Raw genomic sequence first — 15,774 nt, 5'->3', positions numbered from 1 at the left:
GGTTATATATGTAGTATGTGGTTCGATTTTGTTCTCATTCATCCGCTTGAAAAGACCATAAATTACCATGCTTTTGCAAAACAAAAAGCCAGCCTGCAGTGACAGACTAGCTTTCCGTATGATCCATTTGAACCTTGATTTGCTTTAATATTTTCTTTTCAAGCCTGGATACCTGCACCTGAGATATCCCCAGCCGCTCAGCAACTTCTGACTGCGTCTGATCTTTATAATACCGAAGATAGACGATTAATTTTTCCCTTTCTTCTAAATCGCTTATGGCTTCTTTCAGCGCAATTTTATCAAACCATTTCTCTTCTGAGTTATCGGCGATTTGGTCAAGCAGGGTAATCGGATCTCCGTCATTTTCATAAACTGTCTCATGAATCGAAGACGGGGCTCTTACTGCCTCTTGGGCAAGCACGACATCTTCAGCTTCAATCTCCAAATGTTCGGCGATTTCCTGTACGGTCGGCACCCTGCCCAGTGTTTTTGAAAGTTCATCTTTCGCTCGGCGGATTTTGTTGCCAAGCTCTTTTAATGATCTTGACACCTTGACAGTTCCGTCATCACGGATAAAACGCTGGATTTCGCCGATAATCATCGGCACTGCATATGTCGAGAAGCGCACATCATAGGTTAAATCAAATTTATCAACAGATTTTAACAGCCCGATGCAGCCAATCTGAAAGAGGTCATCAGGCTCATATCCTCTGTTTAAAAACCGCTGTACGACAGACCAAACAAGACGCATGTTTTTTTCTATGAGGAGGTCTCTTGCCTGCTGGTCGCCATCTTGGCTCTGTTTGATTAATTCTTTTACTTCATGGTCCTTCAGCTGAGCGTTCTTACCGTTTTTCTTAACCTCCACATCCATAACAAATCTCCTTAATTACAAAGCGCTTTGCTTTTTGATAAGTGCTTTGTTAAGCGAATCGTCGTCCCCATTTCGGGTGATGAATCGATACTGACATCATCCATGAAATTTTCCATAATGGTAAAGCCCATTCCAGAACGCTCCAGCTCAGGCTTTGTTGTGAATAAAGGCTGCCGGGCTTCTTCCAGATCTGTAATGCCGAGCCCTTCATCACGGATGGTCATATATACGACATGATCTTCCAGCGTCACCGAAATATATACTTTTCCGTCGCCATTTTCTTCGTACCCATGGATGATGGCATTCGTCACCGCTTCTGACACCACGGTTTTGATCTCGGTGAGTTCATCCATGGTCGGGTCAAGCTGTGCAATAAATGAAGCAACTGTCACACGCGCAAACGATTCATTTTGGCTGAGGGCGGAAAATTCAAGGTGCATTTCATTTTTCATGATGCCACCCCCAGTGTGAGCAGTGCCTGCTGCTCAGATTGTTCAAAGCGAATAATTTTAAACAGGCCAGACATATCAAACAGCCGTTTCACTGCCGGAGAGATGGCGCAAACGACCATTTCCCCGCCAATTTGCTTAATTTGTTTGTATCTGCCTAAAATAACGCCAAGCCCCGAGCTGTCCATAAAGGAAAGGTCCTCCAGATTCAGCACGATATGACGAATATCATCCTTTTCCAATGATTCCGTTACTTTTTGTTTCAGCGTTTCAGCCGTATGGTGATCGAGTTCGCCTGTTAATCGAATACAAAGCACTGATTCTTTGACATGCATGTCAATTCCAAGGCTCATGCTCATTCCTCCTTGATATGATCGGATAATGAGTGTTTCGATTTCGCAGGAATGAATTCCTTCACCGTGACAAAACTAGTGATCATTCGGCATAATTACTTAAATTTTGTCCAATCTCCCATTGCCCTCTTTAAAAACGTTAAGTATCCGGCTTTTTCCATATCATCTTTAGCGACGACAGGACTTTCAGCAAGCACTTTTCCGTCCTTTTTCAACACCAGCGTGCCAAGCTCTTGGCCCTTTTGAACCGGAGCGCTTACATTGTTGTTCATTTTAATTTCTTTTTTCACATGTTTCATATCCTCGCCTTTTTTCGTCAATACAGAAATCGGCTCAGAAGTGGTGAGTTCTATCACTTTTTGTTTGCCTTTTTTGACCTTTGCTTTTGCTACCGTTTCATTTCGTTTGTATAAAGGATGTGTCTCATATTGGCTGAAAGCATAATCAAGCATCTTTGTGACTTGAGCATTTCTTTCCTTAGGTGTGCTTGCCCCGAACACAACGGCAATCGCCCGCATGTTCCCTTTTTTAGCCGAAGCGGTCAGGCAGTATTTCGCTTCTCCTGTATAGCCTGTTTTGACGCCGTCTACACCGGGATAAAATTTGATAAGCCTATTTGTATTCACTAACCAAAACTTTTTATCTGTGTTTTCACGTAAATAATCCTCATACGTACCTGTAAACTTGGTGATTGATTCATATTTCAATAATTCCTTAGCCATAATTGCCATGTCATAAGCCGAGCTGTAATGCCCTTCCTCAGTCAAGCCGGTCGGGTTTTTAAAGGATGTATCTTTTAAACCCAGCTCTTTCGCTTTTTTGTTCATTTTTTTCACAAATTCATCCTCGGAGCCTGAAATAAATTCAGCCATCGCTACGGATGCGTCATTTCCTGATGCAATCGCAATGCCCTTCAGCATTTCTGTAACTGTCATTTCCTCCCCGGGCTCAAGGAAAATCTGTGATCCGCCCATTGAAGCAGCATGTTCGCTCGTACGGACCTTATCACTCATCTTGATTTTCCCTTCGTCTAAGGCTTCCATGATTAAAAGCATCGTCATGATTTTTGTCATGCTTGCAGGCGCCAGTCTCTCACGGCTGTTCTTGTTGTAAAGCACTTTTCCAGTATCACGTTCAATCAGCACCGCAGACTTGGCTTCATGAGCAAGCTCCGATGTATGTTTTCCGTCTTGTTTTGCAAATGCGGACGGTGCAAATGTAAGCAGCATCATACCAATCAACAAAGTGGATAAAAGACGTTTCATCTCAAAAGCCCTCCATTTCATAATCCTTTTTATTTTTTCCAAGCTGAATGGTTTTATACACCACTGTTGGAAAATGTTTCGGGACTTTTTCGACATAAAAAAAGACAGCTGTTTCGATTAGAAACAGCTGTCTTCTTATTTTTTCTGAATTCCATTTTTATTCGTACTTAGCAACTACCGCTTTCACAAGCTGCAAGAATCCGGCTTTCACCTTTTCTGTCACTTCCATGACCTCATCGTGAGATAAAGGCTGATCCAAAATTCCGGCTGCTGCGTTCGAAATGCAGGAAATGCCGAGTACGCGGAGACCCGCATGGTTTGCCACAATCACTTCCGGTACGGTAGACATGCCGACTGCATCAGAACCCATTGTTCTTAAAAAGCGCACTTCCGCCGGTGTTTCGTAGGAAGGACCTGTCACAGCGGTATACACACCTTTTTGAATTGGAATGTTAAGGTCTTTCGCCATTTTTTCAGCCAGGCTGGAAAGATCTTTATCATAGGCTGAAGACATATCAGGAAATCTGGCGCCGAAATCTGCTTCGTTTGGCCCGATTAATGGGTTTGTCCCCATAAAGTTAATGTGATCTGTAATGATCATTAAGTCTCCCGCACGGAATTCAGTGTTTACGCCCCCTGCCGCATTTGTCACGATCAAAGCCTCGACTCCGAGCGCTTTCATGACGCGAACAGGAAAAGTGACTTTTTCCATTGAATAGCCTTCATAGAAATGAAAGCGGCCCTGCATGGCGATGACGGTAACTCCCTCAAGTGTGCCAAGCACAAGCTGTCCGGCGTGTCCCTCAACCGTTGATACCGGGAATTCCGGGATATCCTCATATTTCAGCTTAACAGGATTTTCGATTTCATCAGCCAAAATACCAAGACCTGAGCCTAAAATAAGGCCGATCTTTGGTGATTCAGGCAAGTTTTGTTGAATAAAAGCGGCTGCGCGTTCGATTCTGTCTTTCAAGAAACAGTCCCCCTATTGTAATAAAGATAAAAAGCTTTTACCGTATTTCGGTTTTTTTGTTTGGAAGTTATCGGCGATGGTTGCGCCGATATCGGCAAATGTATCTGCGAGCGGCAGCATTTGCGCTTTCTCATGTTTTTTGCTGTATGCAAGAATCGGCACATACTCACGTGTATGGTCTGTTCCGTGATGAATCGGATCATTGCCGTGATCGGCTGTAATGATTAACAGATCATCTTCTTTCATTTGTTCGAATACTTCCGGAAGACGAGCATCAAATTCTTCAAGCGCGCGTCCGTAGCCTTCTGGATCACGGCGATGGCCGTATAAGGCGTCAAAATCAACAAGGTTTGCAAAGCTCAGACCCGTAAAGTCTTCTCCGAGCGTGTCAACCACCTTGTCCATTCCATCCATATTGGATACCGTTCTGCGGGAAGACGTAATTCCTTCTCCATCATAAATATCAGAAATTTTTCCGATTGAAATGACATCTAAGCCGCTGTCTTTCAATTCATTCATCACAGTGCGGTCAAACGGCTTAAGCGCATAGTCGTGGCGGTTTGGCGTCCGTTTGAAATGTCCCGGCTCGCCGACGAACGGCCGTGCGATAATACGGCCTACCATATATTTCGGATCAAGCGTCAGCTCTCTCGCCGTTTCACAAATGCGGTACAGTTCTTCAAGCGGAACAACTTCTTCGTGAGCGGCAATTTGCAGAACAGAGTCAGCTGAAGTGTACACAATTAAAGCGCCTGTCTCCATATGCTCTTTGCCGAGTTCATCCAAAATAGCTGTGCCAGAAGCCGGCTTGTTTCCAATAATTTTGCGGCCCGATCTTTTCTCAAGCTCCTGAAGCAGTTCATCAGGAAAGCCTTCAGGGAACACTTTAAACGGTTTATCAATGTATAAGCCCATGATCTCCCAATGGCCTGTCATTGTATCTTTGCCGTTTGACGCTTCTTGCATTTTTCCAAAGTACGCGAGCGGCTGTTCTGTTTTTTCAACGCCCTTGATATCACCAATAAGGCCAAGGCCGAGTTTTGCCATATTCGGCATATGTAATCCGTTCATGTGCTCGGCAATATGCCCGAGCGTATTGGCGCCTACGTCATTAAAGTCGGCGGCATCAGGCGCTTCGCCAATTCCGACTGAATCCATTACGATTAAAAACACGCGATTATATTTGTATGCAGGCATCATAAAAGCCTCCTTTTTTTCTATACGTCTATTGTATCGCCTAGAGGTCTGACAACTCAAGTATAAACCGTTTTCATTCCTGTTGACAATGCATTTGAAAATAATGAGAAACTTCATTATTTTCTGTCTGGCCTAAAGAAAAAAGCCGCAGCCTGCTGCGGCTAGGCACGCGGATGGTACTGCTTGTACACATCCTTCAGCCTTGTTTTCGTCACATGCGTATAGATTTGCGTCGTAGATATATCCGCATGTCCGAGCATTTCCTGCACCGCTCTTAAATCAGCCCCGTTTTCAAGCAGATGCGTTGCAAAGGAATGCCTGAGTGTATGCGGGGTGAGCTCTTTTTTGATTCCGGCTTCGAGCGCGATTTTCTTCAGATTTTTCCAAAACCCCTGGCGGCTGATCTGCTTGCCGTGATGATTTAAAAAGAGTGCGTCAGACACTTTGTTCTTCAGCAGTTTCCCCCTGGCTTTCATCATATATTCTTCAATAGCAGAAGCAGCGGTTTCACCGATCGGCACAATCCGCTCTTTCCTTCCTTTTCCGAAGCAGCGGACAAATCCCATTGACAAATGGACATCTGTCGTTTTCAATTCAATCATTTCACTGACTCGGATACCTGTGGCATAGAGCAGCTCCAGCATCGCTTTATCCCGATAGCCAAAAGGACTCGTAAGCTTAGGCGTGTCCAACAGCCGCTCAACCTCGTTCAGCGCCAGCACCTTTGGAAGCGTCCGTTCGGTTTTTTGTGTTTCGATATGTACGGAAGGGTCTTTGTCCGTCACCTTTTCCCTAAGCAGAAATTGATGAAAAGAGCGAATCGATGCCAAATGCCGCGCTGATGTCTTTCCGGATTTCCCCGAGTCCTTCAAGTGCTTCAAATATTGGATAATATGTATACGGGTCACATCGTTCCAATTGTTGATATGAAGGGTTTCTGTTAAATAAAGAGAATAGCTTTTCAAGTCACGCTCATAGGAGACCACCGTATTTTGAGAAAGCCCTCTCTCTACCATGACGTAGTGGATGAAATCCTTTATTTGATCTTTCACTCTAGATCTACTCCCCATTTTGGTAAAAAAAGATTAACCGGTCAAACCATCCGCCTTTTTCTTCCGCATCCATTTCAACAACTTTTACGGCAGAGCCTTCCGGTTTATCGTACCGATGATAGTTTTCATACTCTTGATTTACCCATATCATAGCATAATAGAAGAGAGCGGTAAAACCTGTGAACAGAATAAAAACCTTCAATGTATCAACAGCCGTTTTCAGGAATCTTCCCATGTCCCAATCGATCCTTTCTCTATGGTTCCAGTTATTTAAACCATATGCCAAATCAGAAAGGATTTATACGTCGAAACAGCAAAAAACCCTTTCCCCAAGAGAAAAGGTTCGAGCCCGGCATCGTCTATTCAGTTTCTTTTCCGTTACAGCGGTGGCAAATGCCGTGAAACGTCAATCTATGATCTTTGATCTTAAATTTCCAATCACGTTCAATGACTTCTTCTACGTCTTCAAGCAAATCTTCTTCAATTTCATCAACGGCTCCGCACTCCATGCACACCAAGTGGTGATGAAAGTGAGCTGCCCCCTCCTTACGAAGATCGTAACGGGACACGCCGTCTCCAAAGTTAATTTTATCAACGACTTTTAATTCAGTTAGTAATTCAAGCGTACGGTATACTGTTGCGAGACCGATCTCAGGAGATTTCTCTTTTACGAGGAGGTATACATCTTCTGCGCTTAAATGGTCTTCTTCGTTTTCAAGCAGCACTCTTACTGTCGCTTCACGCTGAGGCGTAAGTTTGTAGCTGGATGAGTGCAGCTGTTTCTTAATTCGATCAATACGGTTTTCCATGTCTTTCCCTCCTACGCCGCATTCCATGACTCATTATAACAAAATAAGCGCGGAGTTCCAACTATAATTATTATAAACTGATAAATAAAATGATTTTCTTTTAATAATGTTTTTAAAAAAGTCGCGATGTCAGCTTTTCCATCAAAACAGGCGACATGTATGCTTCAAAGAGAGACGAGATCAGCGCTAAAAATAAAATGATCAGGAGAACAACAGCATATCGCCCGAACCACTGGATCGGCGCATCATGCAGACTTCGTTTGACGAACAGCTGTCTGATCAGCTTTAAAGAAAATGCAATCGCACACGTGCCCATAATGAGGTAAGCCGGAATAAGCAGCACATTTTGCGGCAAAACCGAGACAAAGGATAAGAAAAAACCGCTGATTCCCATCTGGTTGACGAGAAATCCCACAGTAAATCCGACGACAATTCCTTTTAGAAAGATCATAATAAAAATGATCGGCATACCAATCACAGAAATGCCTAAAATCCACATCAGCCCTAAATACTTTACATTATGAAAAATGCTTTGCCAAAACATATCGGATGAGCTGGCCTGTTTTCCGTCTGATAGCTGTCCGAAAAATTGGCTTAAATAATAATATAAATCTTCTTTCTGGCTGATCGTCATGCTGTTGACAATAATAGCGCCAAAAATCACACCCATGAAAAACAGGACAGACACAAATATATAAAGAGAGAGATGATCCTTTACATGCCCGAGAAACATGTCCTTATAAGAAATTTTCCGCATATCGTTTCCTCCCGCCCGCTCTATTGATTTGATTTAATAGATTGTATGAAAGAAACGAAAAAACATGCTCTTTTTCAAAAAGAAACGATAGAGATTGCTAGGCGGCTGTTTCGGGCATAAAAAAATCCCTATCATCAAATGCATTATGATCATAAGGATTTTTGTGTTTATGCTTTCTTTTATTCAATATGTCTTTTTTGCTTTTTGTCATTCTTTCATGGGTGCTGAAGGATGGAGAACTGCCTCTTGATAATAAGGCGTCCCGTCCGCTGTTTCTAAGCAGATGCTCCCGTTTTCTTTTCGCTCGGCTTTTTGCCATGCTGATCACTCCCTGTTTCATTTTGGTTCATTATAGCAAATGGAACTTGTTATTAAAATGTTTTGAACCTGTCAATAAAAAACAGCACCTGTCGTCCCAGGCGCTGTTTTCATTTTAATGTTTGACCGCTGTAAGAGCTGCGCGTTCAACCGCAGCTGTCACTTCGTGATGGACCTTTGAATCCAGCGGCTGCGGAACCACATCGCCTGGCTTTGTGCAGGCTGCAATGGCCTCTGCTGCCGCCACAAGCATATCGTGATTGATCTCCTTGCTTTTGGCATTCAGTGCTCCTCTGAATATACCCGGGAAGCCAAGCACATTATTCACAGACCGCCCGTCAGCCGCATACGCTGCGCCGGCCTGCAAAGCAGCCTCAGGCTCAATTTCCGGCTTCGGATTGGATAAAGCCAATATGACCTGACCAGATCGTACGAATTCAGGTTTAATTAAACCAGGAACTCCTGTGGTGGCAATGACAATATCACATGTTTCCATTAACTCTTCAATGCTGGCAGCTGTCTGTCCGCCATATTGCTCAAGACGACTCATCGCCGCCTCTGATTTATCTGTACCGCATACAGCTTTGACGCCGTAAGCCATAAACATCCGGCAGATGGCTACGCCCGCTGCGCCGAGGCCGATCTGCCCCACTTTTGCTTCTTTCAAGTCAACGCCCGCGCTTTTACATGCCGAAATGGCAGCTGCCAGCGTGACGACAGCTGTCCCATGCTGATCATCGTGCATGACAGGGATATTGAGCTCCTCTTTTAGGCGATCTTCAATTTCGAAGCAATGCGGTGACCCGATATCCTCAAGCAGGATGCCGTTAAATCCTGGTGAAATATGTTTTACCGTATTGATGATTTCTTCAGGATCACTTGTATCCAGCAAAATCGGGATACCGCTGATCCCTGCCAGCTGATCAAACAGCGCTGCCTTTCCTTCCATAACAGGCATTCCCGCCACAGAGCCGATGTTACCAAGGCCGAGAATCGCTGTTCCATCGGTTACAATTGCGACCGAGTTGCTGATTGTTGTATAGATATCAGCCTTCTGAGGTTCTTTCTCGATCAGTCTGCAGACGTCTGCTACACCTGGGGTATAGACACGCCCGAGCTCTGCCAGCGAACGGATTGGCATTTTGCTTTTCATTTGGATTTTTCCGCCTTCATGGGCAGACAGGACTTCATCAGATACCGTGTGAAGCCTGATCCCTTCGCCAAGAGCCTGAACAGCCATGATCACTTCCTGAAGCTGTTCTTCATTTTCCACTTGTACAGTAATATTGCGCATCGTGTAATTGGGTCCGACTTTTACCGTCTCCACATCACCAATGTCTCCGCCCAGAAGGCCGATTGCTGTAGCCACTCTTCCGAGATTTCCGGGAACCGAAGGCGTTTCTATCATCAGTGTCCGAATCATGTGTTTCGCTATCATTCAGTGATCCTCCCCTTAGCCTAGTTTTTCAGCTTGAGCTGTATCGTTTTTCGTATACCATATACATTTTCCTGTATAACCATAGATAATGGCAAGACCTATTGCGACAAAACTGAGCCACATAAACGGCAGATAAGAGAAGGTAGAAACTCCTAAAATTCCGGCCATGTAAATGCCGTTATCAGACCAAGGGACCATACCTGAAGTCAAAGTTCCCCCGACCTCTGAATTACGGGATAGAACTCTTCTGTCCAGATGCAAACGGTCATAGCTGTCTTCCATAATCTTCGGTGTCAAAATAAGAGATACATACATGGCACACCCGAAGATGTTCGCCAAAAATGCTACAATCAGCGTAGATAATGTCACATTGCCTGCTGATGTTAATTTCTTTTCAAAAGTAGAGACAATCACTTTTAATACACCGAGTTTTTCAAGCAATCCGCCAAAGCCGAGACCAAAGATAATCACGACGAGAGAGTCAAGCATACCGACGATGCCTCCGCGGTTTAAGAGGCCGTTTAAAAACTCAACATCTGTTTTAATAGAGAAGCCGTTGTACGCAGTTGCAATCGCATCGGCAATATTCATGCCTTGGAAAATAGCAGCCCAAGCAGCCCCAAGCAATGCACCAATTACGATAACCGGCATAGACGGCTTTTTCATCGCTAATAAGACGATTACGACAACAGCCGGAATCAGCATCCAAATATGAATGTCAAATGTATTCTGCAATGAAGATTTCAAAAATTCAACTTTGTCGAGATCAATATTTTTCCCGCCGTACATAAATCCAACAGCTGTAAAGAGAATAGCCGTAATCACATATGCTGGTATTGATAAATAAAGCATCGCTCTGACGTGAGCCAATACATCCACTTTTGATAATGAAGAAGCCAGGACTGTGCTGTCAGACAAAGGAGACAGCTTGTCCCCGAAGTAAGCTCCGGAAAGAATGGCTCCAGCTACAAGAGGAAGCGGGATTCCGAGGCCTTCACCAATTGCGATCATGGCGATGCCGGCTGTTCCTACTGTTCCCCATGACGTTCCTGTTGCCACAGACATAATAGAACAAATAATTAATGTTGCGAGTAAAAAGATACTAGGATGAATAAATTCTAATCCATAATAAATCAAGGTCGGCACGACGCCTCCGGCAATCCATGTTCCAATGAGCGCTCCGACTGAAACGAGAATCAGAACAGCTTCAAGACCATTAGATATCCCATGGACAATCGCGTTTTGCAGATCTTTATATGAATAACCCAGTCTGATTCCGAGAATCATTGCAATAAACCAAGAAACAAAAAGCGCTAGCTGTATTGGCAAGTCTAAAAAGACTGTAAACGACAGAACAAGTGCTAAAAATGCTCCTAGTACGATAATAATTTCAAATAGTGTTGGCAATCTTACATCCTTCAAAAGAAGTCCCCCTTAATGAAAAAGCTAAAACGCTTTCAATAAATAGTGCAACACGTATACTATACTTCCTCATCCCTATGCTTGTAAACAGCTTATTCACCGGCTATCCAGAGGTGAATAAGCTGCATTTTGTTTAAATTTTATTTTTCTAATAGCTCTTTTCCGGCAATCCCTGGCTTTGTCATTTCGTATGGATTTAAAATGATATCCAATTCTTCTTCTGTCAGCACATCATGCTGAAGGCAAAGATCACGGACGGATTGGCCTGTCATAATCGCTTCCCTGGCGATTCGGGCAGCCGCTTCATAGCCAAGATGCGGATTCACAGCGGTAATAACGCCAGCGCTTTTTTCTACGTATTGTTTCAAGCGTTTTTCATTAGCTTCGATGCCTTTTAAGCAATAGTCAGTGAAGGAACGGAAACCATTGTTCATAATGCTGATTGATTGCAGCAGATTAAAGACGAGCACTGGCTCCATAACGTTTAACTCAAGCTGACCTGCTTCTGAAGCTAGGCAGATGGTATTATCGTTTCCAATCACCTGGAACGCAATTTGGTTAATGAGCTCCGCCATAACCGGATTGACTTTACCCGGCATGATGGAAGATCCCGGCTGGCGGGCAGGCAGAGAGATCTCCGCAAGTCCGGCGCGCGGTCCCGATGCCATTAAACGAAGGTCGTTTGCGATCTTCGACATGTTCATCATGCAGACTTTTAATGATGCAGAAACTTCTGTGTAAGCATCTGTATTTTGCGTTGCATCGACAAGATGGTCAGCGCCGACAAGAGGCAGTCCGCTAATATCAGCAAGGTGTTTAACGACTTGTTTGATATATTCCGGATCGGCGTTCAGTCCAGTGCCGACAGCAGTAGCGCCCATGTTGACTTCATACAGGTGCTGCCGGGATTGTTTAATGCGTTTAATATCACGCTCAAGAACACGGCTGTATGCTTCAAATTCCTGGCCGAGACGAATCGGAACAGCGTCTTGGAGGTGAGTCCGTCCCATTTTAATGACAGAATCAAATTCCTGTGCTTTTTGTTTAAACACACCATGCATGTCTTCCATTGTCTTAAGCAGTTTTTCCAGCAGATTCAGTGTGGATATATGAATGGCTGTCGGAAATACATCGTTTGTTGACTGAGACATATTAACGTGTGTGTTAGGGCTTAAATGGATGTATTCTCCCTTTTTATGACCCATGATTTCGAGCGCGCGGTTTCCGATGACCTCGTTCGCATTCATGTTCATGGATGTACCAGCGCCGCCTTGAATCGGATCGACGATAAACTGGTCGTGCCACTTGCCTTCCAGAATCTCGTCAGCGGCTTGTACGATAGCTTGGCCAATTCCTTCATACAGCCGTTTTACATCCATGTTTGCAAGAGCGGCAGCTTTTTTTACAATCGCCAGCGCGTTAATCATTTCTTCATGGATTTTATATCCCGTAATCGGAAAGTTTTCTGAAGCACGCAGCGTTTGGATGCCGTAATAGACATCTGCTTCAATTTGTTTTTCTCCAAGGAAATCTTTTTCCACGCGGTATTCTTTTTGGCCGTTTAACATAATCTTTAACCTACTTTCTCTATAATGGTTATAGTTTTAGCTTTTTTACAGGACAACGTCATCGGCAATCGGTGTTTCCATAATTCTTTTCACGACCGGCAGATCTGAGGATTGGCCGAGTGCCCACATTAATTTAGGAACGATTGCTTCAGTGTTCATGTTTCTTGAGCGGATAATCAAGTCCTGATTGACTCTGCGGCCGACTTCGTAAATACTCATATCTTCGCCTTCTTCCAAGCATTGAGTCGTAATGACGACAACGATGCCGCTTTCAATCAGCTCATTTACTTTGGACAAAATGTCTCTGCCTTCAAACGGAACGCCTCCGCTGCCATAACTTTCGATGACAATTCCTTTGTACATGCTTTTCAGAGCGTCCAGCATTTCCGGCTTTAAGCCCGGATGCAGCTTAAGCAGACAAACATCTGTGCATAGTGACGTGTCAACCGTGAAGGAGTCGTTCTCAGGTTCCGTTACTTGTTTGTTGTATTCAATCCCGTCTTCTGTAATAAAAGCGATATATGGATAATTGATGCTTTCAAACGCGTCATAGCTTTTCGTTCTTAACTTGATCGCACGTGTTCCTTGAATGACTCTGCCGTCAAACACAACATAAACCCCACCTACGCCTTCACAGGCAAAGCGAATGGCATCTGTAATATTTTTTTTGGCATCTGTCTTTTGAAAGGTAATCGGAATTTGCGAGCCTGTAATCACAATCGGCTTTTTAGCATGCTGCAGCATATAAGATAATGCGGCAGATGTATAGGCCATTGTATCTGTACCATGGGTAATAACAAACCCGTCATAGGCATCATAATTTTCCTTAACGGCTTCCGCTATCTCTACCCAGTATTCAGGCTGCATATTGGTGCTGTCTATATTCATAAGCGATTGGGTTTCCATCGTGTAATCGTTATCAAGTTTTGATACGTAACTTAACAACTCGTCAGCCTTCACCCCCGGGGCAAGCCCGTTTTCCCCTTCAACTGAAGCGATCGTTCCCCCAGTTGTCAACATCAATAATTTTTTCATACCATACACCTCTTCACTATATCTAAAGATGGGTTTGCGAGAAGGCATTCGCTTTTCGCATACTTTTAATGCAATTATAGACACGGAAAATAAAATACGCAAGACATTATTATTCAATTCGCGTACACTTCCGAATACCTATATGATATAATCAGCTCAAGTTGAAAAAGGAGCGGAAGTCCATGAATTTAGATCGTTTAACTGAATTGAGAAAAAAGAAAAATTGGTCGCTTCAATATACGGCTGACCTCCTGGGCATTGCAAAAAGCACATACGCGGGATACGAGTCCGGCTACCGCCGCCCTTCACTTGAGGCGCTGGCAATGCTGGCAGACCTTTTTGACACAACCTGCGATGACCTCTTAGGCCGCCCAAAGCAAAAGCAGACTGCTCCTCAGACCATTGAATTGACCACGTGGAGCAGCCTTGACATTGATATTGCTGTTGACGGCAAGCCGCTGTCTGAAGACGAAATTATACAGCTGATCACCTTTATCCGGACAAAGAGAAAAGTCCAGGAGGAACTGAGTTAATTTTCACTCACGACTTAACTTTCCCGTAGGTTCCTCCTCCTCCGGCTTTCAGTTCAAGCTTTCCTGATCTCGCTTTCACAATAAGAGCGGCGGTTTTCGGCGGAACAACCCGCGCCAGATCCTCCTCTGAAGTCTCATGGAGAACAGCCATTTCTGTGCCAAAGGCAGTCTTCAGCTTGTCAAGGGTTTTCGGTCCGACACCCGGAACAAATTGCAGCGGTATCTGATGGACATATCTAGGACGCGTTATGCCTTTTCCAGACTGATCACTCAGTTCGCGCAGTCTCTCGCTGACACCCTTTGTCAATCTGGCACTTCCGCATTCCGCGCACGCCGTTGCCCCGCTCACTGTACGCTCCCCGCATACTTCACAAGCCGTTTGATAATACTTCCCCAACAGCGGATCTAATCCGTAATTTGCAGTAATTTTCCTGTTGTCCTGCCCCTTTAATGCAAGAGCAAACTCAGAAAAATCAGCTGACTGCACATATATTTCATTATATTCTCTGCCGATCTTCCCTAAGGAATGCGCATCAGAATTTGTTAAAAATAAATATTTATTTAATTCGGAAACCCGTGAAGCCATAGGTGTGTCACAGCTTAAACCAAGCTCGACCGCATCTATCATAGAAGAATCAAAAACTTCAGTTAAACTTGACTTAACCCCTTTTCCGTACAAGCTTTTGTGGGGCGTGAAAATATGGGCGGGGATAAACAATCCGCCCATTTCCTTTACTTTTTTTTGAAGGTTCAAGCCTGTTTCGTATATCCGCTGCGAGCTTAAGTGAATATTTTTCATCCGCGCTGAAAGCCAGGCTGAAAATTGTTTCATATCAGCGAGTGTCGGCATAAAAGCGAGCACATGAATCGGCCCGCTGCAGGCTTCATCGTAAATCTCCAGCTCGCTTCCCAATAAAAGAGTTGTGCTGCGATAACGGATTCCGCCGCCCTCAAGCTCGTGATACCTGCCTGAAGCAATGCCTTCCTCAAGCTCTATTATGACTTCCGGGGAATGGCAGTCAATAATCCCGAGAAGTTCAATCCCTTTATATTCACTGGCCTCAACCAAAATCCGGTCCAGCGTCAGGGTTTTTGCACCTGTTATTTTGACAGCCCTTCCTGTATAGGTCCGGCCGATATGAATGTGTAAATCCGCGTAAATCTTTTTCATTTTTATGCTTGCAGCGCTTCTTTCAGCTGAAGATATTGAATCGCATAGGCTGTTTTTGCATCATATACCTCACGCGACTCAACCAGCTTCAGTGCGTCTTCAAGCGTCACCTCCATCACTTCAACAAACTCGTCCTCATCAAGCTCCCGTTTTTCTTCAAGCACAGACAGCTCTTCCGCAAGAAAAACGTGGACAATTTCATCGGCAAAACCGGGCGATGTATAGAATGCTGTGATTTTAGTCAGCTTTTTCGCTGTGTAGCCTGTTTCTTCTTCCAGCTCCCGAAGCGCCGTATACTCCGGCTCTTCTCCTTTTTCCAGCTTTCCGGCCGGTATTTCAACGATCGTCCGCTCCAGCGGCTTCCGGAATTGTTTCACCATTATGATTTTCCCTTCGTCTGTGACAGCCAGCACCGCTACCGCACCCGGGTGTTTTACAATTTCGCGTTTACTCGTTTTTCCGTTTGGGAGCTCGACGTCCTCTACATAAAGATCAATAACTTTACCCGAAAAAATCTGTTCTTTAGCAATTGTTTTTTCTTCTAAGTGTTTCATTTCCTC

The 15,774-nt window shown here is 44.3% G+C and carries 18 protein-coding genes; 1 reads left to right on the top strand and 17 read right to left on the bottom strand.

What is annotated here, in order from left to right; all coding sequences use genetic code 11:
• Positions 1 to 106: 106 nt before the first annotated feature.
• From sigF to ansA, 15 genes are all read right to left on the bottom strand, one after another.
• Positions 107 to 874 (bottom strand): RNA polymerase sporulation sigma factor SigF, encoded by a 768-nt coding sequence (sigF, locus tag H7F27_RS09335; protein WP_024121925.1) that lies wholly within the window; start codon positions 872 to 874, stop codon positions 107 to 109.
• Between the two features lie 11 nt (positions 875 to 885).
• Entirely contained in the window at positions 886 to 1,326 is a 441-nt protein-coding gene (spoIIAB, locus tag H7F27_RS09330; protein ID WP_010334803.1) for an anti-sigma F factor, read from the bottom strand.
• Entirely contained in the window at positions 1,323 to 1,676 is a 354-nt protein-coding gene (gene spoIIAA / locus H7F27_RS09325; RefSeq protein WP_010334804.1) for an anti-sigma F factor antagonist, read from the bottom strand. Before spoIIAA ends, spoIIAB begins: the two co-directional genes overlap by 4 nt.
• A gap of 95 nt (positions 1,677 to 1,771) precedes the next feature.
• Complete coding sequence (locus tag H7F27_RS09320) at positions 1,772 to 2,941, bottom strand: D-alanyl-D-alanine carboxypeptidase family protein (RefSeq protein ID WP_105991705.1); 1,170 nt, start codon at positions 2,939 to 2,941, stop codon at positions 1,772 to 1,774.
• Between the two features lie 157 nt (positions 2,942 to 3,098).
• A complete protein-coding gene (locus H7F27_RS09315) occupies positions 3,099 to 3,914 on the bottom strand; it encodes a purine nucleoside phosphorylase I, inosine and guanosine-specific (RefSeq protein WP_024121928.1) in 816 nt (271 codons plus the stop codon).
• A 12-nt stretch (positions 3,915 to 3,926) separates the two neighbouring features.
• Complete coding sequence (deoB, locus tag H7F27_RS09310; RefSeq protein WP_024121929.1) at positions 3,927 to 5,111, bottom strand: phosphopentomutase; 1,185 nt, start codon at positions 5,109 to 5,111, stop codon at positions 3,927 to 3,929.
• A gap of 161 nt (positions 5,112 to 5,272) precedes the next feature.
• A complete protein-coding gene (gene xerD, locus H7F27_RS09305; RefSeq protein ID WP_095713215.1) occupies positions 5,273 to 6,163 on the bottom strand; it encodes a site-specific tyrosine recombinase XerD in 891 nt (296 codons plus the stop codon).
• Positions 6,164 to 6,170: 7 nt separating this feature from the next.
• The gene (locus tag H7F27_RS09300) at positions 6,171 to 6,398 is read right to left on the bottom strand and encodes a YqzK family protein (RefSeq protein ID WP_010334808.1); all 228 of its coding nucleotides are present in this window, start codon (positions 6,396 to 6,398) and stop codon (positions 6,171 to 6,173) included.
• A gap of 124 nt (positions 6,399 to 6,522) precedes the next feature.
• Positions 6,523 to 6,972 (bottom strand): ferric iron uptake transcriptional regulator, encoded by a 450-nt coding sequence (gene fur / locus H7F27_RS09295; protein ID WP_024121932.1) that lies wholly within the window; start codon positions 6,970 to 6,972, stop codon positions 6,523 to 6,525.
• Positions 6,973 to 7,084: 112 nt separating this feature from the next.
• Positions 7,085 to 7,729, bottom strand: a complete 645-nt coding sequence (gene spoIIM, locus H7F27_RS09290; protein ID WP_024121933.1) for a stage II sporulation protein M — start codon at positions 7,727 to 7,729, stop codon at positions 7,085 to 7,087.
• Positions 7,730 to 7,826: 97 nt separating this feature from the next.
• Positions 7,827 to 8,048 (bottom strand): hypothetical protein, encoded by a 222-nt coding sequence (locus H7F27_RS09285; RefSeq protein WP_059336651.1) that lies wholly within the window; start codon positions 8,046 to 8,048, stop codon positions 7,827 to 7,829.
• A gap of 114 nt (positions 8,049 to 8,162) precedes the next feature.
• The gene (locus H7F27_RS09280; protein WP_059293661.1) at positions 8,163 to 9,485 is read right to left on the bottom strand and encodes an NAD-dependent malic enzyme; all 1,323 of its coding nucleotides are present in this window, start codon (positions 9,483 to 9,485) and stop codon (positions 8,163 to 8,165) included.
• 15 nt (positions 9,486 to 9,500) lie between these two features.
• Positions 9,501 to 10,907 carry a malate-H+/Na+-lactate antiporter MleN gene (gene mleN, locus H7F27_RS09275; protein WP_024121936.1) on the bottom strand — a complete coding sequence of 469 codons (1,407 nt, stop codon included), beginning with the start codon at positions 10,905 to 10,907 and terminating at the stop codon, positions 9,501 to 9,503.
• 140 nt (positions 10,908 to 11,047) lie between these two features.
• Complete coding sequence (gene aspA / locus H7F27_RS09270) at positions 11,048 to 12,475, bottom strand: aspartate ammonia-lyase (protein WP_010334814.1); 1,428 nt, start codon at positions 12,473 to 12,475, stop codon at positions 11,048 to 11,050.
• Between the two features lie 45 nt (positions 12,476 to 12,520).
• Positions 12,521 to 13,510 (bottom strand): asparaginase, encoded by a 990-nt coding sequence (gene ansA, locus H7F27_RS09265; protein WP_024121938.1) that lies wholly within the window; start codon positions 13,508 to 13,510, stop codon positions 12,521 to 12,523.
• 182 nt (positions 13,511 to 13,692) lie between these two features.
• Between ansA and H7F27_RS09260 the strand changes: the two genes are divergently transcribed.
• Complete coding sequence (locus H7F27_RS09260; protein ID WP_024121939.1) at positions 13,693 to 14,043, top strand: helix-turn-helix domain-containing protein; 351 nt, start codon at positions 13,693 to 13,695, stop codon at positions 14,041 to 14,043.
• Positions 14,044 to 14,050: 7 nt separating this feature from the next.
• Here H7F27_RS09260 and H7F27_RS09255 read toward each other — a convergent pair whose 3' ends face one another.
• Together H7F27_RS09255 and nudF are read right to left on the bottom strand one after the other, a co-directional pair.
• Positions 14,051 to 15,214 (bottom strand): TIGR00375 family protein, encoded by a 1,164-nt coding sequence (locus H7F27_RS09255; protein WP_185848861.1) that lies wholly within the window; start codon positions 15,212 to 15,214, stop codon positions 14,051 to 14,053.
• Between the two features lie 2 nt (positions 15,215 to 15,216).
• Entirely contained in the window at positions 15,217 to 15,768 is a 552-nt protein-coding gene (nudF, locus tag H7F27_RS09250) for an ADP-ribose pyrophosphatase (RefSeq protein WP_044154761.1), read from the bottom strand.
• Positions 15,769 to 15,774: the final 6 nt, after the last annotated feature.

It is taken from the genome of Bacillus sp. PAMC26543, assembly GCF_014250375.1.
In the GTDB taxonomy this organism is placed as follows: domain Bacteria; phylum Bacillota; class Bacilli; order Bacillales; family Bacillaceae; genus Bacillus; species Bacillus halotolerans.
The sequence above is the reverse complement of the archived record's forward strand: the minus strand, read 5'-3'. Positions and strand labels throughout refer to the sequence as shown.

Excerpts from the sequence above, each read along its gene's own strand:
- sigF (WP_024121925.1), bottom strand. The coding sequence starts at position 874 with ATGGATGTGGAGGTTAAGAAAAACGGTAAGAACGCTCAGCTGAAGGAC.
- spoIIAB (WP_010334803.1), bottom strand. The coding sequence starts at position 1,326 with ATGAAAAATGAAATGCACCTTGAATTTTCCGCCCTCAGCCAAAATGAA.
- spoIIAA (WP_010334804.1), bottom strand. The coding sequence starts at position 1,676 with ATGAGCCTTGGAATTGACATGCATGTCAAAGAATCAGTGCTTTGTATT.
- H7F27_RS09320 (WP_105991705.1), bottom strand. The coding sequence starts at position 2,941 with ATGAAACGTCTTTTATCCACTTTGTTGATTGGTATGATGCTGCTTACA.
- deoB (WP_024121929.1), bottom strand. The coding sequence starts at position 5,111 with ATGCCTGCATACAAATATAATCGCGTGTTTTTAATCGTAATGGATTCA.
- H7F27_RS09300 (WP_010334808.1), bottom strand. The coding sequence starts at position 6,398 with ATGGGAAGATTCCTGAAAACGGCTGTTGATACATTGAAGGTTTTTATT.
- fur (WP_024121932.1), bottom strand. The coding sequence starts at position 6,972 with ATGGAAAACCGTATTGATCGAATTAAGAAACAGCTGCACTCATCCAGC.
- spoIIM (WP_024121933.1), bottom strand. The coding sequence starts at position 7,729 with ATGCGGAAAATTTCTTATAAGGACATGTTTCTCGGGCATGTAAAGGAT.
- H7F27_RS09285 (WP_059336651.1), bottom strand. The coding sequence starts at position 8,048 with ATGGCAAAAAGCCGAGCGAAAAGAAAACGGGAGCATCTGCTTAGAAAC.
- H7F27_RS09280 (WP_059293661.1), bottom strand. The coding sequence starts at position 9,485 with ATGATAGCGAAACACATGATTCGGACACTGATGATAGAAACGCCTTCG.
- aspA (WP_010334814.1), bottom strand. The coding sequence starts at position 12,475 with ATGTTAAACGGCCAAAAAGAATACCGCGTGGAAAAAGATTTCCTTGGA.
- ansA (WP_024121938.1), bottom strand. The coding sequence starts at position 13,510 with ATGAAAAAATTATTGATGTTGACAACTGGGGGAACGATCGCTTCAGTT.
- H7F27_RS09260 (WP_024121939.1), top strand. The coding sequence starts at position 13,693 with ATGAATTTAGATCGTTTAACTGAATTGAGAAAAAAGAAAAATTGGTCG.
- H7F27_RS09255 (WP_185848861.1), bottom strand. The coding sequence starts at position 15,214 with ATGAAAAAGATTTACGCGGATTTACACATTCATATCGGCCGGACCTAT.
- nudF (WP_044154761.1), bottom strand. The coding sequence starts at position 15,768 with ATGAAACACTTAGAAGAAAAAACAATTGCTAAAGAACAGATTTTTTCG.